This is a genomic window from Streptomyces durmitorensis, from assembly GCF_023498005.1.
Classification (GTDB): Bacteria; Actinomycetota; Actinomycetes; order Streptomycetales; family Streptomycetaceae; genus Streptomyces; species Streptomyces durmitorensis.
On the sequence record NZ_CP097289.1, the window covers coordinates 131,503 to 153,374 of the forward strand.

At 72.0% G+C, this 21,872-nt stretch carries 2 protein-coding genes (1 of these 2 running past the window's edge); both read left to right on the top strand.

The window, feature by feature from the left end:
• Positions 1 to 9,051 (top strand): non-ribosomal peptide synthetase/type I polyketide synthase, encoded by a 9,051-nt coding sequence (locus M4V62_RS43540; RefSeq protein ID WP_283779057.1) that lies wholly within the window; start codon positions 1 to 3, stop codon positions 9,049 to 9,051.
• A protein-coding gene (locus M4V62_RS00620; protein WP_249585197.1) for a non-ribosomal peptide synthetase/type I polyketide synthase crosses the window boundary here: on the top strand, positions 9,048 to 21,872 show its 5' portion. Its footprint extends 5,214 nt past the window's final position; only the first 12,825 of its 18,039 coding nucleotides appear in the window; the start codon lies at positions 9,048 to 9,050; its stop codon lies off the right edge, out of view. The genes M4V62_RS43540 and M4V62_RS00620 overlap by 4 nt, the downstream gene beginning before the upstream one ends.

The following is a 21,872-nucleotide window of genomic DNA, read 5'->3' on the forward strand; positions in this document are numbered from 1 at the left end:
GTGCCCGCCGCCCTGCGCGGCCGTCTCGAAGACCTCGCGGGCGCCGCGTCCGTCACTCCGTACACGGTGCTCGTCGCGGCCTACGCGGCGCTGCTCGGGCGGTACTGCGACCAGGACGACTTCGCCGTCGGCACCATCTGGGCCAACCGGCACCACACCGGCGACGAGAGCGTCGGCTTCTTCGCCAACACCCTTCCGCTGCGCTGCACGCTCACCGGCGACCCCACCTTCCGTGAGTTCCTCGCCACCGTGCAGGCACGCGTGCTGAACCTCATGCAGCACCAGTCCGTGCCGTTGAACGAGGTCGTCCGGGTCGCGGCGCGGGACCGCATGGGCGAGGAGAACCCCTTCTTCAGGACCGTCTTCAACTACATTTCCCTGCCCACCTCCGCCCACCCCGGCGACGCCTGGACGCCTTACGCGGACCAGTCCTCCGGTGGCGCCGTGAACGGCGCAGCGAAGTTCGAACTGGGGCTGGTCCTGGCTCCCGACGGCGACGGACTGCGCGGGGACCTGGAGTTCCAGGCGCACGTCCTGGACCGGGCCGCGGCCGAGCGGATGGCGGAGGGCTTCACCACCCTGCTCGCCTCCGTGGCCCACGATCCCGACACTCGCGTCAGCCGTCTCGACCTCCTCGGCGAGAGCGAACGGGCCTGGCTGCAGGAGCGCGCCGGGTGCATCCCGGCGGATCAGGAAGACCCGCGCACCGCGGTGGAACGCATCCTGGCGCAAGCGTCGACCACACCCGACGAGGTGGCCCTCGTTCACGGTGAGAACCGCCTCACCTACCGGGAGTTGACCACCGCGGCCCGCGCGGTCGCCGCTCGGCTGCGTGCCGCCGGGGTCGGCCCGGACGTGCTGGTGGGGGTGCACGCGCCGCGCTCGGCCGCGTTCGTGGTGCTGGCTCTGGGCGTATGGCTGGCGGGCGGCGCCTACGTGCCGCTGGATCCCGCCTATCCCGCCTCACGCACCGAGCACGTGGTGCGTGACAGCGGCATGCGCACGGTGCTGACCACACCCGAGGAGGCACTCGCCGTGACGGGCGAGGACATCGACGTCCTGACCGTCGACGTTTTCGCTCCCGACCTCCTCGGCCTCGACGACTCCGCTCCCGGCACGCCCGGCGCATACGCGGCAGCCCCGGACGATCTGCCAGCACCGGACGCCCTGCCCGCTCCGTCCGACCTCGCCTACTCGATCTACACGTCGGGCTCCACCGGGAAGCCCAAGGGTGTCCTGCTCGAGCACTCCCAGTTCGCCAACTTCTGCACCGCGATGGACCACCGTGTCGGCGGCGGCACGGGCGACACCTGGCTCGCCGTCACCAGCCCCTCCTTCGACATCTCCACCGTCGAACTGCTGTGGACCCTGACCCGCGGATACCGCGTCGTCGTGGCCGAGGGCACCGTCGCCGACTGGGGCCGGCACCGCGACCAGTCCCCCACACACCTGCAGTGCACCCCTTCCCTGGCCCGCATGCTCCTGGCCGACCACGACGGCCGCACCCTGCTGGGCGGCCTCGACCGGCTCCTGGTCGGCGGCGAAGCACTCGACCGCACGCTGGCCACACGGCTCCTGCAGCACTGCACCGGCACGATCACCAATATGTACGGGCCCACCGAGACCACCGTCTGGTCCTCGGCCTGGCCCCTTCGCCCCGGTGAGGTCTCCCTGGGCCTGCCGCTGCACGGCAACAGCCTCCACGTCCTCGACAGCCACCAGCAGCGTGTTCCCCGCGGCAGCCGCGGAGAGCTGTGGATCGGCGGCCACGGCGTGGCCCGCGGATATCTGCACCGCCCCGACCTGACCGCCGAACGTTTCCGGCCCGACCCGTTCAGCACCGTTCCCGGCGCCCGTATGTACCGCACCGGCGACGTTGTCCGCCACCGCCACGACGACTCTCTGGAGTTCTGCGGGCGGACCGACAGCCAGATCAAACTCCGGGGACACCGCGTCGAACTCGGAGAGATCGAAGCCGTCGCCGGCGCCCATCCCCACGTTGCGGAATGCGCCGCGGTCATCCGCGAGGACTCCCCGGGCAATCCTGCCCTCTTCCTCTACTGGACGCCCGGCACCGATGCCGCCGACGAGACCGACATCCTCGCCCGGCTCGCCGACCTGCTCCCGGCGTTCATGCTGCCGGACCGTTTCGTGCGGCTGGCCGAACTCCCCCGTACCCCCAACAAGAAGACCGACCGCGGCGCCCTCGCTGCCCTGCCCCTTCCCGACGCGGACTCCGGCGCCGGCAGCCCGCGGGGCTCCCACGGGCAGGACTCCGCGGTCGAGGAGATCGTCGCCCGCGTCTGGCAGACCGTCCTGCGCCTGCCCCGCGTCGATCGCGACACGGGCTTCTTCGACCTCGGTGCAAGCTCGATGACGGCACTGGTCGCCCACCAGGCCATCTGCGCCGAACTGGGCCGCGAGTTCCCTCTGGCCACCCTCTTCCGGCACACCACCGTGCGCAGGCTGGCCGCCCACCTCAGCGGCGACACCGCCCCCAGCATCCACACCCGGCGCCATCGGCCGGGCGACGCCGACGAGGCCGTCGCCATCGTCGGCATGGCCTGCCGACTGCCGGGCGCCCCCGACGTCGAGACCTTCTGGCAAGGACTGCGCGAGGGCCGCGACTTCATCCGCCGCTTCACCGACGCCGAACTCCGCGAGGCGGGGGTGCCCGACGCTCAGCTCGCCGATCCCTCGTACGTCAAGGCCAAGGGGTACGTCGCGGACGCCGACCACTTCGACGCCGCGTTCTTCGGCTACTCACGCGCCGAGGCCGAGACCATCGACCCGCAGCACCGCCTCTTCCTCGAATGCGCCTGGGAGGGACTGGAGTCGGCAGGGATCGTGCCCGGCACCTTCACCGGGGACATCGGCATCTTCGGCGGGGCCGGCCTGGAGTCGTTCGCATCGACCGACGCCAGTGATCTGGCAGCCTTCTACCGGTCGATGATCGGGGGCAAGTCCGACTATCTGGCCACGCGTGCGGCGCACAAACTGAATCTGACCGGCCCCGCACTGACCGTGCAGACCGCCTGCTCCACCGGGCTCGTCGCCACCCACCTGGCCCGGATGAGCCTGCTGAGCGGCGAGTCCGACGTCGCACTCGCCGGTGGTGTCTCCCTCACCTTCCCGCTGGAACACGGTTATCTCCACCAGGAGGGACTCGTGGTGTCCAGGGACGGAGTCTGCCGCGCCTTCGACGCCGAAGGCGACGGCACCGTCTTCTCCAACGGCGCCGGTGTGGTGGTGCTGCGCAGGCTCTCCGACGCCCTCGCCGCAGGCGACACCATCTACGCCGTCATCCGCGGCAGCGCCATCAACAACGACGGCGCCGACAAAGTCGCCTTCATGGCCCCCAGCACCACCGGCCAAGCACGCGTCATCACCGCCGCACACCACAACGCCCACACCACCCCCGACACCATCACCCTCATCGAAGCCCACGGCACCGCCACCCCCCTCGGCGACCCCATCGAAATCCAAGCCCTCCAAGAAACCTTCGCCCCCCACCCCCGCACCCAACCCTGCGCCATCGGCTCCGTAAAAACCAACATCGGCCACACCGACACCACCGCCGGAATCGCCGGACTCATCAAAACCACCCTCAGCCTCCACCACCGCGAACTCGTCCCCACCCTCCACTACCAAAACCCCAACCCCCACATGAACCTCAACCCCCACCTCTTCCACATCAACACCCACCTCACCCCCTGGCCAACCACCACCACACCCCGCCGCGCAGGCGTCTCCGCCTTCGGCATCGGCGGCACCAACGCCCACCTCATCCTCGAAGAAGCACCCGAAGCCCCTCCGGCTCCCGAAGTGCACGACGAGCAGGAACAGTCGGCGGCGACCGAGGTTCCGGTCCCGTGGCTGCTCTCCGCGCGCAGCGACGCCGCGCTTCGCGGGCAGGCCGAGCGGCTGGCTTCGTACGTACGAGAGCGGCCCGGCCTCGCCCCTGGCGACGTGGGCCTGTCGTTGGCCACCACCCGCACCGCCTTCGACCACCGGGCCGTGGTGATCGGAGCGCAGCCGCAGGAGCTGCTCGCCGGGCTCGACGCCCTGGCGAGCGGGACGCCCGATGCGCGGGTCATCACCGGCCGGGCCGACCGGGCGGAGGAAGCGGTGTTCGTCTTCCCCGGCCAAGGCTCGCAGTGGATGGGCATGGGCCGTGAACTGCTCGACTCCGCACCGGCGTTCGCACGCCGGATGGAGGAGTGCGAGCAGGCTTTCGCCCCGTACGTCGACTGGTCCGTGCGGGACGTGGTGCGCGGGACCGCGGCGGAGCTGTGGGAGCGGGTGGACGTGGTGCAGCCCGCGTGCTTCGCGATGATGGTGTCGCTCGCCGCTCTCTGGCAGGCCTACGGGGTCCGGCCATCGGCGGTGGTCGGGCACAGCCAGGGCGAGATCGCCGCGGCGGTCGTCGCGGGCGCACTCACCCTCGAAGAGGGGGCCCGCGTCGTCTGTCTGCGGAGCCGGGCGCTGCGGGCCGTGGCGGGCGAGGGCGGCATGGTCTCCGTGGCCCTGCCGGAGGCCGAGGTGCGCGATCTGGTCGCCGCGCACGGCGACCTGTCCGTCGCGGCCGTCAACGGTCCTTCGTCCACCGTCGTCTCCGGCACCCCCTCCGCGCTGGCGGGTCTGCTGGGGCGGTGCAGGGTCGATGGTGTGCGCGTCCGTGAGATAGCGGTCGACTACGCCTCGCACTCCCCGCAGATGGAACGTCTGCGGGAGGAGATCGTGGACGTCCTCGACGGCATCGTGCCGCGTCCGGCCGCGATCCCCATGTACTCGTGCGTGAGCGGGGAGTCGATCGACACGGGGCTTCTCGACGCGGGCTACTGGTACACGAACCTCCGGCAGACCGTGCTGTTCGACCGGGCGCTGCGGGCCGCGGCCGCCGACGGTGCGCAGCTGTTCGTGGAGGTGTCCGCTCACCCGGTGCTGGCCGTCGGAGTGCAGGAGACGCTCGAGGCGGAGGGCGTGGCGGGCCGGTTCGTGGGCACGCTGCGCCGCGATGAGGGCAGCCTCGGGCGGTTCCTCAGGTCCTTGGGAGAGACGTATGCCGCCGGGGCTCCCGTGGAGTGGTCCGGTGCCTTCCCCTCGGGTGCCGTCCGGGTGCCGCTTCCGACGTACGCCTTCCAGCGTGAACAGCTCCCGCACGGCCGCGCGAGCACCGCAGGTGCCGGGAGTCCGGCGGACGTCACCGCCGCGGGACTGCGGCCCGCGGACCATCCGCTCCTGGGCGCTTCGACGGATCTGCCGGGTTCCGGGGGCCATGTGTCCACGGCACGGCTGTCCTTGGAGAGCCACCCCTGGCTGGCCGACCACGCCGTGGTGGGCACCGCCCTGCTGCCGGGCACGGCCTTCGTCGAGCTCGCGCTCAGGGCCGGCCGCGAGGCCGGGTGCGCCGTCGTCGATGAACTGACCCTGCATGCTCCGCTGGCCCTTCCCGAACGAGGCGGTGTCCAGGCGCAGGTGCTCGTGGGCGGACCCGACGACGGGGGCGGGCGCGAGGTGACGGTCTACTCCCGCCCGGAATCGTCGCCCGACGGTGTGTGGACCCGGCATGCCTCGGGTGTCCTCGCCCCCGAAGGGACGGCGGTGGACGCGGAGTGGCCGGACGTATGGCCACCGCGTGACGCGCAGGCCGTCGACCTCACCGGTTTCTACGAGCGGGTGGCCGACAGCGGCTACCACTACGGGCCCGAGTTCCAAGGGCTGCGCGCCCTGTGGCGGCGTGGCGACGAAGCCTTCGCCGAGGTCGCTCTGGACGGGGAGCAGCGGGCCGCGGCGGAAGGGTACGGGCTGCATCCCGCACTGTTGGACGCCGCGCTGCACGCCGCGGAGGCGGGTGTGCGCGACGCACGGGACGCCGAGGTCCGGCTGCCGTTCTCGTGGCAGGGCGTCACGCTGCACGCGGTGGGGGCCACGGATCTGCGGGTGCACGTCCGTCCCTCGACCGACGGAGACGGTGTGGCGATACGGCTCTACGACCCCAGCGGGGCCGCCGTGGCGTCGGTGGACACGCTCGTCTCACGGCCGCTGCCGCCGGGCAGTGTTCCCCGAGCGGACGGCACACGGAACGAGGGCCTTTACCGGCTGGAGTGGACCGAGCGGCCCGCCGACCGTGCGGGATCGATGTCGGATGCGGCCGAAGTTCCCGATGGGAGGGCCGTGTTCGTCGGCCCTCAGGAGCTCCGTCCGCCGTCGCTGGACGGGATCGCCGCGAACTATCCGGATCTGGAAGCCCTGACATCGGCGGTCGCGGACGGTGCGTCCGTGCCGGACGCGGTGTTTTCCGCGTGTGCGGCGGACCCCGCCGCGGCCGTGCCCGACGCCGTGCGGGAGGCCACCGGACAGGCCCTGGGCATCCTCCAGGAGTGGCTCGCCACACCGTGGTGCGAGGACTCCCGCCTGGTCCTTGTCACCCGCAGGGCCGTCGATGTCGGTCCCGGTGCCTCGGACGTCGATCTGCCCGGGGCCACGGTGTGGGGCCTGGTGCGTACGGCACTGTCGGAGCACCCCGGCCGTTTCGCGCTCGTCGATCTCGACGGCAGCCGGACCTCGACGGACGCCCTGCTTTCCGCGACGCAGAATGACGAGCAACTGGCCCTGCGCGGCGGCACGTTGTACGTACCGACGCTGCGGGAGGTATCGGCCGCGGAGGATCTCGCGCTGCCGGCGGACTGCTCCGCGTGGCGGCTGGGAACGTCCGGGAACACGTTCGACGAGCTGGTTCTTGAACCGTGCCCGGAGGCCTTGGCGCCGCTGGCGGAGGGGCAGGTCAGGGTATCGGTGCGGGCGGCCGGGATGAACTTCCGCGATGTGCTGCTGTCCCTCGGGATGGTTCCCGACCAGGAGGTCCTGGGCAGCGAGGGGGCGGGGGTCGTCACGGAGGTCGGCCCGGGGGTCCACGGTCTCGCGCCGGGAGACCGGGTGATGGGCGTGTTCAAGGGCTCGTTCGGGCCCGTGGCCGTCACCGACCACCGGATGGTGGTGCGCTTCCCCGACGACTGGACGTTCGCCCGCGCCGCCACGGTGCCCATCGTCCATCTCACCGCCTACTACGCCCTGGTGGACCTCGCGCGACTCCAGCCGGGCGAGACGCTGCTCGTGCACGCCGCGGCCGGCGGTGTGGGCATGGCCGCCGTGCAGCTGGGGCGTCATCTGGGCGCGAAGGTCCTGGGCACGGCGAGCGAGGGCAAGTGGGATGCGCTGCGCGAGTTCGGTCTGGACGCGGAGCACCTGGCGTCGTCACGGACACCGGCATTCGAGGAGGAGTTCCGGCTGCGTACGCAGGGCCGTGGCGTCGATGTGGTCCTGAACTCCCTGACCGGGGCGTACGTGGACGCGTCACTGCGGCTCCTCGCGGACGGCGGCCGGTTCGTCGAGATGGGCAAGACGGACATCCGGGATGCCGCAGCGGTACAAGAGGAGCGTCCCGGGGTTTCGTACCGGGCGTTCGACATGCCCGAAGCCGGCCCCGAGCGCATGCAGGAGATGCTCAAGGAGATCGTCGAGCTGTTCGAGAGGGGCGTGCTGCGGCCTCATCCGGTGCGGGTGTGGGACGTCCGCAGGGCGGCCGATGCCTTCCGGTTCGTCAGCCAGGCCAAGCATGTCGGCAAGGTAGTGCTGACGGTGCCCCCGGCGGCGGATCCGGAAGGCACCGTACTGATCACGGGCGGGACAGGCACTCTGGGCGGGCTGGTGGCGCGTCATCTGGTGGAGAAGCACGGCGTACGCCATCTGCTCCTCACCAGCCGCCAAGGAGACACCGCACCCGGAGCACCCCAACTCCACACCGAACTCACCCAACTCGGCGCCCACACCGTCACCATCACCCCCTGCGACATCACCAACCCCCACGCACTCCAAAACCTCCTCGACACCATCCCCACCAACCACCCCCTCACCACCGTCATCCACACCGCCGCCACCCTCGACGACACCCCCCTCCACACCCTCACCCCCCAACGCCTCAACACCGTCCTGCAACCCAAAGCCGACGGCGCCTGGAACCTCCACCACCTCACCCGCCACCACCACCTCCACCACTTCATCCTCTTCTCCTCCATGTCCGGCACCCTCGGAGCACCCGGACAAGCCAACTACGCCGCCGCCAACACCTTCCTCGACGCCCTCGCCCACCACCGCCACACCCACGCACAACCCGCCCACTCCCTCGCCTGGAGCCTCTGGGCCAGACAAAGCACCCTCACCGCCCAACTCACCCACACCGACCACCACCGCATGGCGTCGGCAGGTCTGACTCCGCTCTCCTCGGAGGAGGGGCTCGCGCTGCTGGACGCCGCGACGAGCTCTTCGGAGCCCTTCTTGCTCCCGGCCCGTTGGGACGTATCGCTGCTGCGGCGACACGCGGACCGACTGCCCGCCGTGCTGCGCGGTGTGACGGGGGCGGGCGGGATGCGTCGTGCCGCGGTGCCGGACGGTCCGCGGCCCGTGGCCGGGGCTGAGCCGGATCTGCCGGGCCGCCTCGCTGCGGCGGCGACGGATCCCGAGCGGGACAGGATCGTCCTGGACGTGGTGCGGTCGCACGTGGCTGCCGTGCTCGGCCTTGGATCGCCCGGGGAAGTGCAGGCGGCCACGGCGTTCAAGGACTTCGGGTTCGACTCACTGCTCGCCGTGGAGCTGCGCAACCGGCTGAACACGGCGACCGGTCTGCGGCTGCCGTCGACGCTGGTCTTCGATCATCCGACGCCGCAGGCGGCCGCACGCTGCATCCGCGGGGAGCTGCTGCCGCCTCAGCCGGACTCCGCGGAGGGTGACGGCGCAACGCTCCTCGGCCGACTGGACCACCTCGAGTCACTGTTCGCGTCGCTCACCGCCGACGCGGGGGCCGTGACCGACGCGGAGGAGCGTACGGCGGTCGCGCAACGGCTCGGTGCTCTGCTGACGGCATGGCAGGAGACCGCCGCGGAGGGTGCCGTCCGCGCCCCGGAGGCGGAGCTGGCGGAGCACGACCTCGACGCGGCCACGGCCGACGAACTCTTCGACTTCATTGACAACGACCTGAGGATGAGCCGATGACCAGGGCCAACGACTCCGACGCGCAGAGCTCGCGGTCGGCGGGGGAACAGGACAAGCTCCTGGGTTACCTCAAGCGCGTCACCGGCGAGCTCCGGGACACCCAGCGGCGTCTCGATGAGGTGTCGGCCGCCGCGCTGGAACCGCTCGCGATCGTCGGCATCGGCTGCCGCTTCCCCGGCGCCCCCGAAGGACCCGACGCCCTCTGGAACCTCCTCGCCCACGGCACCGACGCCATCACCCCCTTCCCCACCGACCGCGGCTGGCCCACCGAAACCACCCACCACTACAACCGATCCGGCGGCTTCCTCGACACCGCCACCACCTTCGACCCCGCCTTCTTCGGCATCAGCCCCCGCGAAGCCCTCGCCATGGACCCCCAGCAACGACTCCTCCTCGAAGTCACCTGGGAAGCCATCGAACACGCCGGCATCAACCCCCACACCCTGCGCAACACCCACACCGGCGTCTACATCGGGGCTTCGCCGTCGGGATACGGCATGAACACCGATGCGACAGGCGCCGGCGTCGGGGGCCATCTGATGACCGGAGTCTCGCCGAGCGTGCTCTCCGGCCGCATCGCCTACACCCTCGGCCTGCAGGGACCCGCCGTCACCGTCGACACCGCCTGCTCCTCCTCGCTCGTCGCCCTCCACCAGGCAGGCCAGGCCCTGCGCACCGGCGAATGCGAACAAGCACTCGTCGGCGGTGTCGCCATCACCGCGTCGCCCGGTCTCTTCGACGAGTTCAGCATGCACGGAGGGCTCGCGTCCGACGCTCGTTGCAAGGCTTTCGGAGCCGGGGCCGACGGCACCGCGTTCTCCGAGGGAGTGGGCGTACTGCTCGTCGAACGCCTCTCCACCGCCCGCCGCAACAACCACCACATCCTCGCCCTCGTCCGCGGCTCCGCCATCAACCAGGACGGCGCAAGCAACGGCCTCACCGCCCCCAACGGACCCGCCCAACAACGCGTCATCCACCAAGCACTCACCCACGCCCACCTCACCCCCACCGACATCGACGCCATCGAAGCCCACGGCACCGGCACCCCACTCGGCGACCCCATCGAAGCCGGCGCACTCATCGCCGTGTACGGACCCGGACGGACCGAGGAACGGCCTCTCGCGCTCGGCTCCATCAAGTCCAACATCGGGCACACCCAGGCCGCCGCGGGCATCGCAGGCATCATCAAGATGGTCCTCGCCCTCCAGCACGAAACCCTCCCCTCCACCCTCCACGCCCAATCACCCAGCCCCCACATCACCTGGGAGAACAGCGGCCTGCAACTCCTGCACCACCACCAGCCCTGGCCACGCACAGAGCGCCCCCGCCGCGCCGGCATCTCCTCCTTCGGCATCAGCGGCACCAACGCCCACGTCATCATCGAAGAAGCCCCCCAACTCTCACCCACGGCCTCCACCCCAGCCCCGGAACCGCCGGCCGCACCGGGCATCACAACCGTCCCGTGGGTGGTCTCCGGCCACACCGAGGAGGCGCTGCGCGCCCAGGCACAGCGGCTCCTTGACCATCTGAAGGCCCGTCCCGAACTCTCGCCCAGCGATGTCGGGTTGGCCCTGGCGACGACCCGGTCGGCGCTCGAACACCGGGGCGTGGTCCTCGGGTCGGACCGCGAGGAGCTGCTCTCCGGGTTCGCCGCCCTGGCGCAGGGGGAACCTGCCGCGCGGACCGTGACCGGCGCGGGGTCGGCGTCCGGCGCCACTGTGTTCGTCTTCCCCGGTCAAGGCAGCCAGTGGGAGGGCATGGGCCGGGAACTGCTGGAGGGCTCCCCGGCGTTCGCCGAAGCCGTGTACGCCTGCGACACCGCGTTCGGACCGCTGACCGGCTGGTCGATGACGGCGCTGCTGCGCGGCGAACTGCCGGCGGACACCTACCCGTTGGACCGCCTGGACATCGCCCAGCCGGCTCTGTTCACCATGTACGTGGGACTGGCCGCCGCATGGCGCTCGCTCGGGGTGCGGCCGGACGCCGTGGTCGGGCACAGCCAGGGCGAAGTGGCCGCGGCCGTGGTCGCCGGGATCCTGACCCTCGAAGAGGGCGCCCGTGTCGTGGCGTTGCGCAGCCGGATGCTCCACGAGGAGGGACGCGGCGGCGAGATGGCGTTCATCGAGCTGCCCGAGGAGGCCGTACGGGAACGGATCGCGGGACTCGGCGGTGCCGTGAGCCTGGCGGGGGTGAACTCGGCCCGGTCCGTGGTGGTGTCCGGCGACACGGACGCGATCGTGAACCTGTTGATGGAGCTGGACGACGAGGACATCGTGTGCGGCAGGCTGCACGCCGCCTGCGCCTCGCACAGTCCGCACATGGACCGTCTCCTGCCCCGCCTCACCGAGGCCCTGGCCGACGTGCGGCCCCGCAGCGGTGAGGTCCCCTTCTACTCGACCGTCACCGGCACGTACGTCGACGGGCGGGAGCTCGACGCCGCGTACTGGAGCCGCAACCTGCGCCAGACCGTGCAGTTCCACCGGGCCACCCAGGCCCTTCTCGAAGCGGGCCACGCCTGGTTCCTCGAAGTGTCTCCGCATCCCGTCCTCTCCGTAGGGGGCCTCGACACGCTGGCCGAGAACGGGGCGCAGGCGGCGGCCTCCGGCACCCTGCGTCGCGGCCAGGGCGGACCCGGCCGTCTCGTGCAGGCGCTGGCCGAGTCGTACACCCAGGGTGTCGAGGTGGACTGGCGGCCGCTGTTCGGCGGCGCACGAACCGTCGCGCTGCCCACCTACGCCTTCCGGCACCAGCACTTCTGGCTGCCGCCGGGCGCCGCCGCGGGGACCTCCCCAAAGCGCCCCGACAGCGCCGCGCACCCCTTCCTGCCCAGCGCGGTGACGTCGTCCGGCACGGGCGAGACCGTCCTGACCGGCGAGGTGTCCCTGCGCAGCCACCCCTGGCTCGCCGACCATGCCGCCCTGGACACCGTCCTGCTGCCGGGTACGGGTTTCCTCGAGCTCGTGCTGCACGCCGCCGCCCGGACGGGCTGCGACCTGGTCGACGAACTGACGCTGCACACACCTCTGTTGCTCGACGACGACCCGAGGCACCTGCAGGTCTGTGTGGGGGCGACGGACGACTGCGGGCGCCGTCCCGTCGAGGTCTTCTCCCAGGAGCAGGGCGCACCGGCCGACGCGGAGTGGACGCGCCACGCCTCGGGCGTGCTGACCCGTGGCGCACCGGAGCCGGCCGATGGTGCGGCGGTGTGGCCGCCCGCGGGCGCCGTTCCCGTGGACCTCGACCACCACTACGCCCGGGCGGCCGCGTTCGGTTACGGCTACGGCCCGGCCTTCCAGGGGCTGCGATCGGCCTGGCTCCACGACGGCGAGGCCTTCGCCGAGATCCGTCTCGACCCGTCCGCCGCGGACCTCGCGGGCGGCGGGGGGTTCGTGGCGCATCCGGCGCTGATGGACGCGGCGCTCCAGACGGTCGGACTGCTGTCGGACCAGGACGGCCAGAACGGCCAGGACGGCCAGGACGGCCAGGAGGGTGTCCGGCTGCCGTTCCTGTGGCAGCGCGTCGCGGTGCACGCGGCGGGTGCGGAGGTGCTGCGGGTGCGTGTCTCGCCCTCGCCCGAAGGCGGCGGCTACTGCCTGGAGATGAGCGACGAGCACGGCGAGCCTGTGGCCTCGGTGGGCCGTCTCGTCCTGCGTCCCGTCCCCTCCGGCGCGCTGGCCGCCGAGGGGGCGGACGCTGCCGGACGCCTGCACCGTCTGGCGTGGAACCCGCTGCCTGCGGCCGGGAGCACGGTCGCGCCCGAGCGGTGCGCGGTGCTCACCGAGTTGTTCGCCCCGGCGGCGGACGGCGCGGAGCGGAGCGCGTGGTTCGAGGAGTACGTACCGTCCGATCGGTACGAGCGTCATGCGGGCCTGGCCGCCCTCGCCGAGCAGGTCGAAGAGCGGGGTGCGGCCCCGGACCTCGTGTTCGTGCCGTGCCCTCCCCCGGCCGACACGGAGCTCGCCGCCGCCGTGCCCCAGGCGGTGCGGCAGCGCACCCAGCAGGTGCTCGCGCTGTTGCACGCTTGGCTCGACGACCACCGCTTCGACGCTTCCCGCCTGGTCCTGCTGACCCGGGGCGCGCTTGCCGCCGCGCCGAGTGACAGAGTGGACGATCTGGCGGGAGCGGCCCTGTGGGGGCTCGTCCGGTCGGCGCAGAACGAGTACCCCGGTCGCGTCGCGCTGGTCGACCTGGACGGCGCCTCAGACGGCAGGACCTCGCCGGAATCCCTGCCGTACGAGGAGGAACCGCAGCTGGCGGTGCGCGACGCGCAAGTCCTCGTGCCCCGTCTGGTGCCCGCGGATGCTCCGGTGGAGCCCGTGCGCATCGGAGACGCGGGCGGCACGGTGCTGATCACCGGTGGCACCGGCACACTCGGATCCGTACTGGCGCGTCATCTGGTGGAGAAGCACGGCGTACGCCATCTGCTCCTCACCAGCCGCCAAGGAGACACCGCACCCGGAGCACCCCAACTCCACACCGAACTCACCCAACTCGGCGCCCACACCGTCACCATCACCCCCTGCGACATCACCAACCCCCACGCACTCCAAAACCTCCTCGACACCATCCCCACCAACCACCCCCTCACCACCGTCATCCACACCGCCGCCACCCTCGACGACACCCCCCTCCACACCCTCACCCCCCAACGCCTCAACACCGTCCTGCAACCCAAAGCCGACGGCGCCTGGAACCTCCACCACCTCACCCGCCACCACCACCTCCACCACTTCATCCTCTTCTCCTCCATGTCCGGCACCCTCGGAGCACCCGGACAAGCCAACTACGCCGCCGCCAACACCTTCCTCGACGCCCTCGCCCACCACCGCCACACCCACGCACAACCCGCCCACTCCCTCGCCTGGAGCCTCTGGGCCAGACAAAGCACCCTCACCGCCCAACTCACCCACACCGACCACCACCGCATGGCACGGTCCGGTGTACTGCCGATCAGCACCGACAGGGCCCTCGCCCTCTTCGATGCCGCCATGGCACTCCCCGACGCCGTGGCGGTTCCAGCCCGCTTCGACCTGCCCGCTCTGCGGCGCATCGCCGACGCCGTGCCCGCGCCGCTGCGCGGCCTCGCCGGACCGGTGACCCGGCGGGGGCCTCGGCCCACGCCGACCGCGGGGAGTTCGTCCGCCGCGGGTTCCTCGCTCGCCGCGCGCCTGGCGGGCGTGCCCGAGGAGGAGCGGGACGAGGTGACGCTGCGTCTGGTGCGCGGGCACGTGGCCGCCGTACTGGGACACGAGGGTGCGGACGAGGTGGCCCCCGACACGGACTTCAAGTCCCTCGGGTTCGACTCGCTCCTCTCGGTGGAGCTGCGCAACCGACTCGGCACGGCCTCCGGTCTGCGGCTGCCGTCGACGCTGGTCTTCGACCACCCGACGCCGCGGGCCGTGGCCCGTTACCTACGGCAGGAGTGTGCGCTGCCCGAGGCTGCTCCGTCCGGAGTGCCGGCCCCGGCCGCTCCGGTGCGCACGGCCTCGCATCCCGACGAGGTGTCGGCCGCCGCGCAGGAACCGCTCGCGATCGTAGGCATCGGCTGCCGCTTCCCCGGCGCCCCCGAAGGACCCGACGCCCTCTGGAACCTCCTCGCCCACGGCACCGACGCCATCACCCCCTTCCCCACCGACCGCGGCTGGACCACCGACACCACCCACCACTACAACCGCTCCGGCGGCTTCCTCGACACCGCCACCACCTTCGACCCCGCCTTCTTCGGCATCAGCCCCCGCGAAGCCCTCGCCATGGACCCCCAACAACGACTCCTCCTCGAAGTCACCTGGGAAGCCATCGAACACGCCGGCATCAACCCCCACACCCTGCGCAACACCCACACCGGCGTCTACATCGGGGCCATGCCCACCGGGTACGGCTCGCAGAGCGACACGGAGGGGGTTCGCGGGCACCTGATGACCGGGGTGTCGCCGAGCGTGCTCTCCGGCCGCATCGCCTACACCCTCGGCCTGCAAGGGCCCGCCGTCACCGTCGACACCGCCTGCTCCTCCTCACTCGTCGCCCTCCACCAGGCAGGCCAGGCCCTGCGCACCGGCGAATGCGAACAAGCACTCGTCGGCGGGATCACGGTGATGGCCACCTCGGCCCTGTTCGAGGAGTTCGGCGTGCAGGGCGGCCTGGCATCAGACGCTCGTTGCAAGGCTTTCGGAGCCGGGGCCGACGGCACCGCGCTGTCCGAGGGAGTGGGCGTACTGCTCGTCGAACGCCTCTCCACCGCCCGCCGCAACAACCACCACATCCTCGCCCTCGTCCGCGGCTCCGCCATCAACCAGGACGGCGCAAGCAACGGCCTCACCGCCCCCAACGGACCCGCACAACAACGCGTCATCCACCAAGCACTCACCCACGCCCACCTCACCCCCACCGACATCGACGCCATCGAAGCCCACGGCACCGGCACCCCACTCGGCGACCCCATCGAAGCCGGCGCACTGGCCGAGGTCTTCGGCCCCGGCCGCGAGGACGACAGGCCGCTGTACCTCGGCTCGTCGAAGTCCAACATCGGGCACACCCAGGCCGCCGCGGGCATCGCAGGCATCATCAAAATGGTCCTCGCCCTCCAGCACGAAACCCTCCCCTCCACCCTCCACGCCCAGTCACCCAGCCCCCACATCACCTGGGAGAACAGCGGCCTACAACTCCTGCACCACCACCAGCCCTGGCCACGCACAGAGCGCCCCCGCCGCGCCGGCATCTCCTCCTTCGGCATCAGCGGCACCAACGCCCACGTCATCATCGAAGAAGCCCCCCAACTCTCACCCACGGCCTCCACCCCCACAGAGCCCGCCGAGCTGCGCCCGGTCGTGCTCTCGGCCCAGGACGACGACGCCCTGCGCGAGCAGGCCGGACGATGGGCCGACTGGCTCGATCGCCATCCCGCGACGCCGCTCGCCGACGTGGCGACGACCGCGTCCCGGCGCGCGCGGTTCGACGTCCGTGCCGCCGTCCTCGCCACCGGCACACGGGAAGCCGCGGAATCCCTGCGCGCCGTGGCAGCAGGCGCTTCCCACCCGGCGGCTGTGCGTGACGAAGCGGTCGAGGGCGGTCTCGGCGTCCTGTTCACCGGCCAGGGCAGCCAGTTCGCCACCATGGGACTCGGCCTGTACGAACGTTTCGACGCCTACCGCACGGCATTCGCCGAGGTGTGCGCGGCGGTCGACGCGCACCTGGACGGCTCGCTCGCCGAGGTGGTGTTCGCCGCGGACGGCGACACGCTCGGCATGACGGAGTTCGCGCAGCCCGCGCTGTTCGCCCTCGAAGTGGCCCTGTACCGGCTGTGGGAGTCCTGGGGCGTCACCGCCCACGCGGTCTGCGGGCACTCCGTCGGAGAGCTCGCCGCCGCACATGTCTCCGGCGTCCTGGGGCTTGCGGACGCGGCACGCCTGGTGGTCGCCCGCGGCCGTCTCATGCAGTCCTGCCGGACCGACGGCGCCATGGCCTCCGTCGAGGCGGCGGAGGCCGAAGTTCTCGACGCCTTGGCCGGGTTCGGGGATTCGGTGTCCGTGGCCGCGCTCAACTCCCCGGGCATGACGGTGATCAGCGGGGACCGGGAGCCGGTGCAGGCACTCGCGCAGCGCTTCGCCGACCTCGGCCGGCGCACCCGCGGCCTGCGTGTCTCGCACGCCTTCCACAGCCCTCACATGGACCCCGTGCTCGACGAGTTCGCCGCCGTGGCGGAAAGCTGCGAATTCCACGCTCCCCGGATTCCGGTGGTGGACGCCCTGACGGGGACCTGGTCCGGCAGCGACACCCCCGCGGGCGAGGGCATCCGCTCCGCACGCCACTGGGTGCGCCAGGCCCGCGACGCCGTACGTTTCGGGCAGTCCCTGGAGACCCTGCACCAGCGCGGGATCTCGCGCTTCCTGGAGTGCGGCCCCGGCGCCGTCCTGACCGCCATGGGTGCCCAGACGCTCCAGGCGGCGCGCTTCGTTCCCAGCATGCGGCACGGCGACTCCGCCGGCGAACCCCGGACGCTCCTGACCGCGCTCGCCCGGCTGTACGCAGCGGGACAACCGGTGGAGTGGAGCCGGATACCGGGCCACGACCGGGGCGGGCTCGTGCCGCTGCCGTCGTACGCCTTCCAGCGCCGGCCGTACTGGCTGATGCCCGGGACCGCCCCCGGAGGCCACCGCTCCGCCGGCTTCGACGGCGTACCGGCCCATGCCTGGCTCGATGCGAGGACCGACATCGCGGGCGGTGAGGGGCACTTGCTGACCGGGCGGCTCGACCCGCTGCGGCACGCCTGGCTCGCGGACCACCGGCTGTTCGGTTCCGTCGTCCTGCCGGGGACGGCCCTTTTGGACCTGGTGACCGCCGCGGCAGGCGCGGTCGCGGCCGCCGAGGGCGGCGAGAGGCCGGGCGTCGCCGGGATCACGCTCACGCACCCGCTGGTGCTCACAGAGGCGGTACGCCTCCAGGTGCGGGTAGGTCCACCCACCGACGGGCGCCGCCGCGTCACCGTGCACAGCTGCCCGGAGAGTTCCGGGCCGGCGGTCTGGAGTCTGCACGCCGAGGGAGAGCTGGCCACAGAGCCGGTCGAGACAGGAGCTGCGGACTCAGAGGTAGCCACGTGGTCGTCGGCCGACGATGCGGTGCCCACCGGCGAGCCGGTCGAACTCGGTGCGGTGTACGAGCAGTTCGACGCCCGCGGGGTGGACTACGGCCCCGCCTTCCGGGGTCTCTCGGAGCTGTGGCTGCGCGGCAACGAGGCGTACGGCCTGGTCCACCTTCCGGAGGAGCTCTCGCCCCGGGGCCACACGCTGCATCCCGCCCTGTTGGACACCGCCCTGCACTGCGTGGCGGCACTGACCGGGAGCGCGGATCACGACGCCGCAGTACGCGTGCCGTACTCCTGGCACGACGTACACCTGCACACCACGGAGGCGACCGAAGTACGGGTCCGTGTCAGCTGGGACGCCGCCACCGCCACCGCACGGGTGCGGCTCTCGGATCCCGCGGGACTCCCTGTCCTCTCGGCGCGGCTGCGGCTGCGCGAGGTGACCGCCGCCCAGCTGCGGGCCGCGCTTGTCGTGGAGCCGCTGTACCGCCTGGAGTTCACGCCGCTGCCCGCGGCCGCAGCGGCCCCGTGCCGCCCTCTGCGGATACTCGGCGGGAGCGACCTCCCCGACGTCGACGCCCTGCGAGACCTCATCGACCGGGGGACACCGGCCCCCGGCCTGCTGGTCGTGGACGCCACCGCCGGTTCGGCGACCGACGCCTGGGCGCCCGTCGAGGAGCACCTGCGCACGCTGCGGGCCCTGTTGGCGGAACCGTTGCTGCGGGACACCGAGCTGGTCTGGGTGACGTGCGGAGCGGTGGACGCGGGGGACGGTGTCCGGGACCTGGCACACGCCCCGGTGTGGGGCCTGGTCCGGGCCGCACGCAACGAACACTCCGACCGGGTCGTCCGGCTGATCGACATCGACACCGGAATCGACGACGCCGCAGTCCTGGAGCATGCCCTTGCGGTCGTCGGTGAACCCGAGATGGCGGTACGGGGCGGGAAGCCGTCGGTCGCCCGGCTCACGCGCGTACCGGCGACCCCTGAACGGGGCGCCGTCGGCCGAGTCCTCGACCCTCAGGGGACGGTCCTGGTCACCGGCGCGCCGGGGGAACTCGGCAGTGCTCTGGCCCGGCACCTGGTGACGGCCCACGGCGTACGGCACCTGACCCTGACCTCGCGGCGGGGCCCGGACGCACCCGGCGCCGACGACCTCGTGGCCGAGCTCACCGCGGCGGGCGCCACGAGTGTCCGCGTGCTGTCCTGCGACACCGGTCAACGCGACGAGGTGGCCGCGCTCCTTGCGGACGTCGACCCCGCACATCCGTGGACGGGGGTGTTCCATCTGGCCGCCGTTCTCGACGACGGGCTCCTGGACACGCAGGACGCGCAGCGGCTGCGCCGGGTGCTCGCGCCGAAGGCGGCCGGGGCGTTGCATCTGCACGAGCTGTCGCGTGAGCGGGAACTGGACCTCTCCGCGTTCGTGCTGTTCTCATCGGCCGCCGGTGTACTGGGCAGTGCGGGCCAGAGCACCTATGCGGCGGCCAACGTCTTCCTGGACGCGCTGGCCGCGCACCGCCACGCCGAGGGCCTGGCCGCGACAAGCCTGTCCTGGGGTCTGTGGGAGCCGGCAGGCGGCGGGCTGACCGCCGGCCTCGGCAAGGCCGATCTGGCCCGGATGGAGCGTCAGGGCATCGGTGCCCTCACCCACGAGGAGGGGCTGCGGCTCCTCGACCGGGCTCTTGCGCGTCCCGAGCCGCACCTCGTTCCCCTCGTGCTCGACGTGCCGGCGATAGGGCGCGCGGTACGCAGCGGCTCCGAACTGCCCGCCGTGCTCAGGACGCTGGTGGGCACGCAGGGCGAGCCACGCCCGGGGCTGCCGTCGGGTGTCGCCGCGGGCACGGCGGCGCCGCTGCGCGAACGGCTGCTCGGAGCGCCGGAGGAACGGCGCGGCGAGATCCTCGGTGCGCTGGTGCGCCACGAGGTGTCCGTGGTCCTGGGCATGGTGGACGACGAACACGACGCGTCGGTACACGCCGACCGGCCGTTCCGTGACCTCGGCGTGGATTCGCTGATGTCGATGGAGCTGAGCCGACGGCTGACGCAACTGACGGACTGTGCCCTGCCCGGCGACGTGGCGTTCGACCACGCGACGCCGCAGGCGCTCACCGACCACCTTCTCGGCCTGCTGGCCGCGGCGTGGGCGAACCAGGGCGCTGTCCCGGCCGCGGCTGTCCCCGCTCTCGTACGGTCCGCCGAACGTGGTGCCCACCCCGCCACCGAGGGACAGCGACGGCTGTGGTTCCTGGAGCAGTTGAGGCCGGGGACGGTGCAGTACAGCGCGGTGCACCGGGTCCGGCTGCCCCGCGCGATCGACCCGGCCCTGCTGGAGCGTTCCCTGGCCTGGGTGGCGGACCGGCACGAGGCGCTCCGTACCCGGTTCGAGCTGCGCGACGGTGAACTGACGCAGGTCGTCGACGAGGCACCGGACATCCCGTTCCACCACGTCGACCTCTCGCAGGACGGCCAGGAAGCGGTGGCCGCGCGTCTGCGGCAGGACGAGCTCACGCCGTTCGCGCTGGAGGGCGGATCACTGCTGCGGTGCCTGCTCCTGGACACGGCGCCCGGCGAACAGGTCCTGTCGGTGGCGATGCATCACGCCATCACCGACGGCTGGTCGGCCGGTGTGTTCTTCCGTGAACTGTTCACCGCCTGCGAGGTGTTCGCCGCAGGCCACGAACCCGTCGCGCCCCGTCAAGACCACCACCTCGGTGACTACGCCCGCTGGGAGCAGCAGGCCCTCGCCACCGGCGCCTTCGCCGATGCGCTCGACCACTTCGGCACCGAGCTCGCCGGCCTGCCCCGCCCCGAACTGCCCGCCCTCACCGACCACACCACCCCCGACCACCCCGACCACTACAGCGGCACTCACGCCTTCACCCTTCCCGCCGGTCTGCGCCGCGACCTCGAACACGTCGCCGCGGACTCGTCCGTCACCCCGTACACGGTGCTCCTGGCCGCGTACGCCCTCCTCCTGTCCCGCTACACCCACCAGCAGGACTTCGCCGTCGGCACCATCTGGGCCAACCGGCAGCACGCCGCCGACGAGTCCGTCGGCTTCTTCGCCAACACGCTTCCGCTGCGCTGCACGCTCACCGGCGACCCCACGTTCCGGGAACTCCTCGCCTCGCTGCAGCCTCGCGTCCGCGCCGCGCTCGAGCACCAGGCGGTACCTCTCACCGAGATCGTGCGCGGTGCGGCGGTCACCGACCGCGCCGGGGGTGAGAACCCTCTCTTCCGCACCGTCTTCAACTACCTGGGCGCAGGCTTCGCCGACGGTGCCGAGCGGACGGGCGAGGCCGGCGGACCGGACACCTCGGCGGGAGCACAGCCGTGGGACGAGGACGGCCACACGGGCAACGTCCGGGGTGCGGCCAAGTTCGAACTGGGGCTGACCCTGATCGCGGAGGGCGGTGCGGACGGCCGTCTCCTGGGCGAGCTGGAGTTCCAGTCACACGTCCTCGACCACGCCGCCGCCGCGCGCATGGCGGCCACCTTCCACGACATGCTCGGCGCCCTCGTCCAGGACCCCGACCGCCCGGTGACCGGCCTCGACCTGCTCGGAGACCAGGAACAGGCATGGCTCGCGGAGCGCGGCGGACACACCCTTCCGCCGGTGGCACCCGCCGCCACGGCCCTCGACCTCATCCACACCCAGGTCCTGCGCACTCCTGATGCCGTGGCCCTCACCGACCGAGGCAAGGACCTCACCTACCGCGGGCTGTGGACCGCGGCGGCACGGCTCGCCGACCGGCTGCGCGCCCTTCCCACCGGGCCCGACACGCTCATCGGCATCCATCTGCCCAGGTCCGCCGACACGGTCGTCGCCATGCTCGCGGTATGGCGGACCGGCAGTGCCTACGTCTCCCTCGACCCCGGCTACCCCGCCGGCCGGCTCCGGCACGTCGTCGACGACAGCCGGCTCCGTACCGTCATCACACGTACGGACATCTCCGGGGCGTTCCACGACACCGGCGTGGCCACCATCGCTGTCGACGACCTCCCCGCCGACGGCCACCTGCCCGCCGACGATGCCGATGAGCCCGACGCTCATGTCACCGCGCCCTCGCTCACCGATCTGGCGTTCGTGATCTACACGTCGGGGTCGACGGGCACTCCGAAGGGCGTTCAGATCGAGCACTCCCAGTTCGCCACCTTCTGCGGCACCGTGGACGAGCGGATCGGCGGCGGCTCGGGCGACACTTGGCTCGCGGTGACGAGTCCATCGTTCGACATCTCC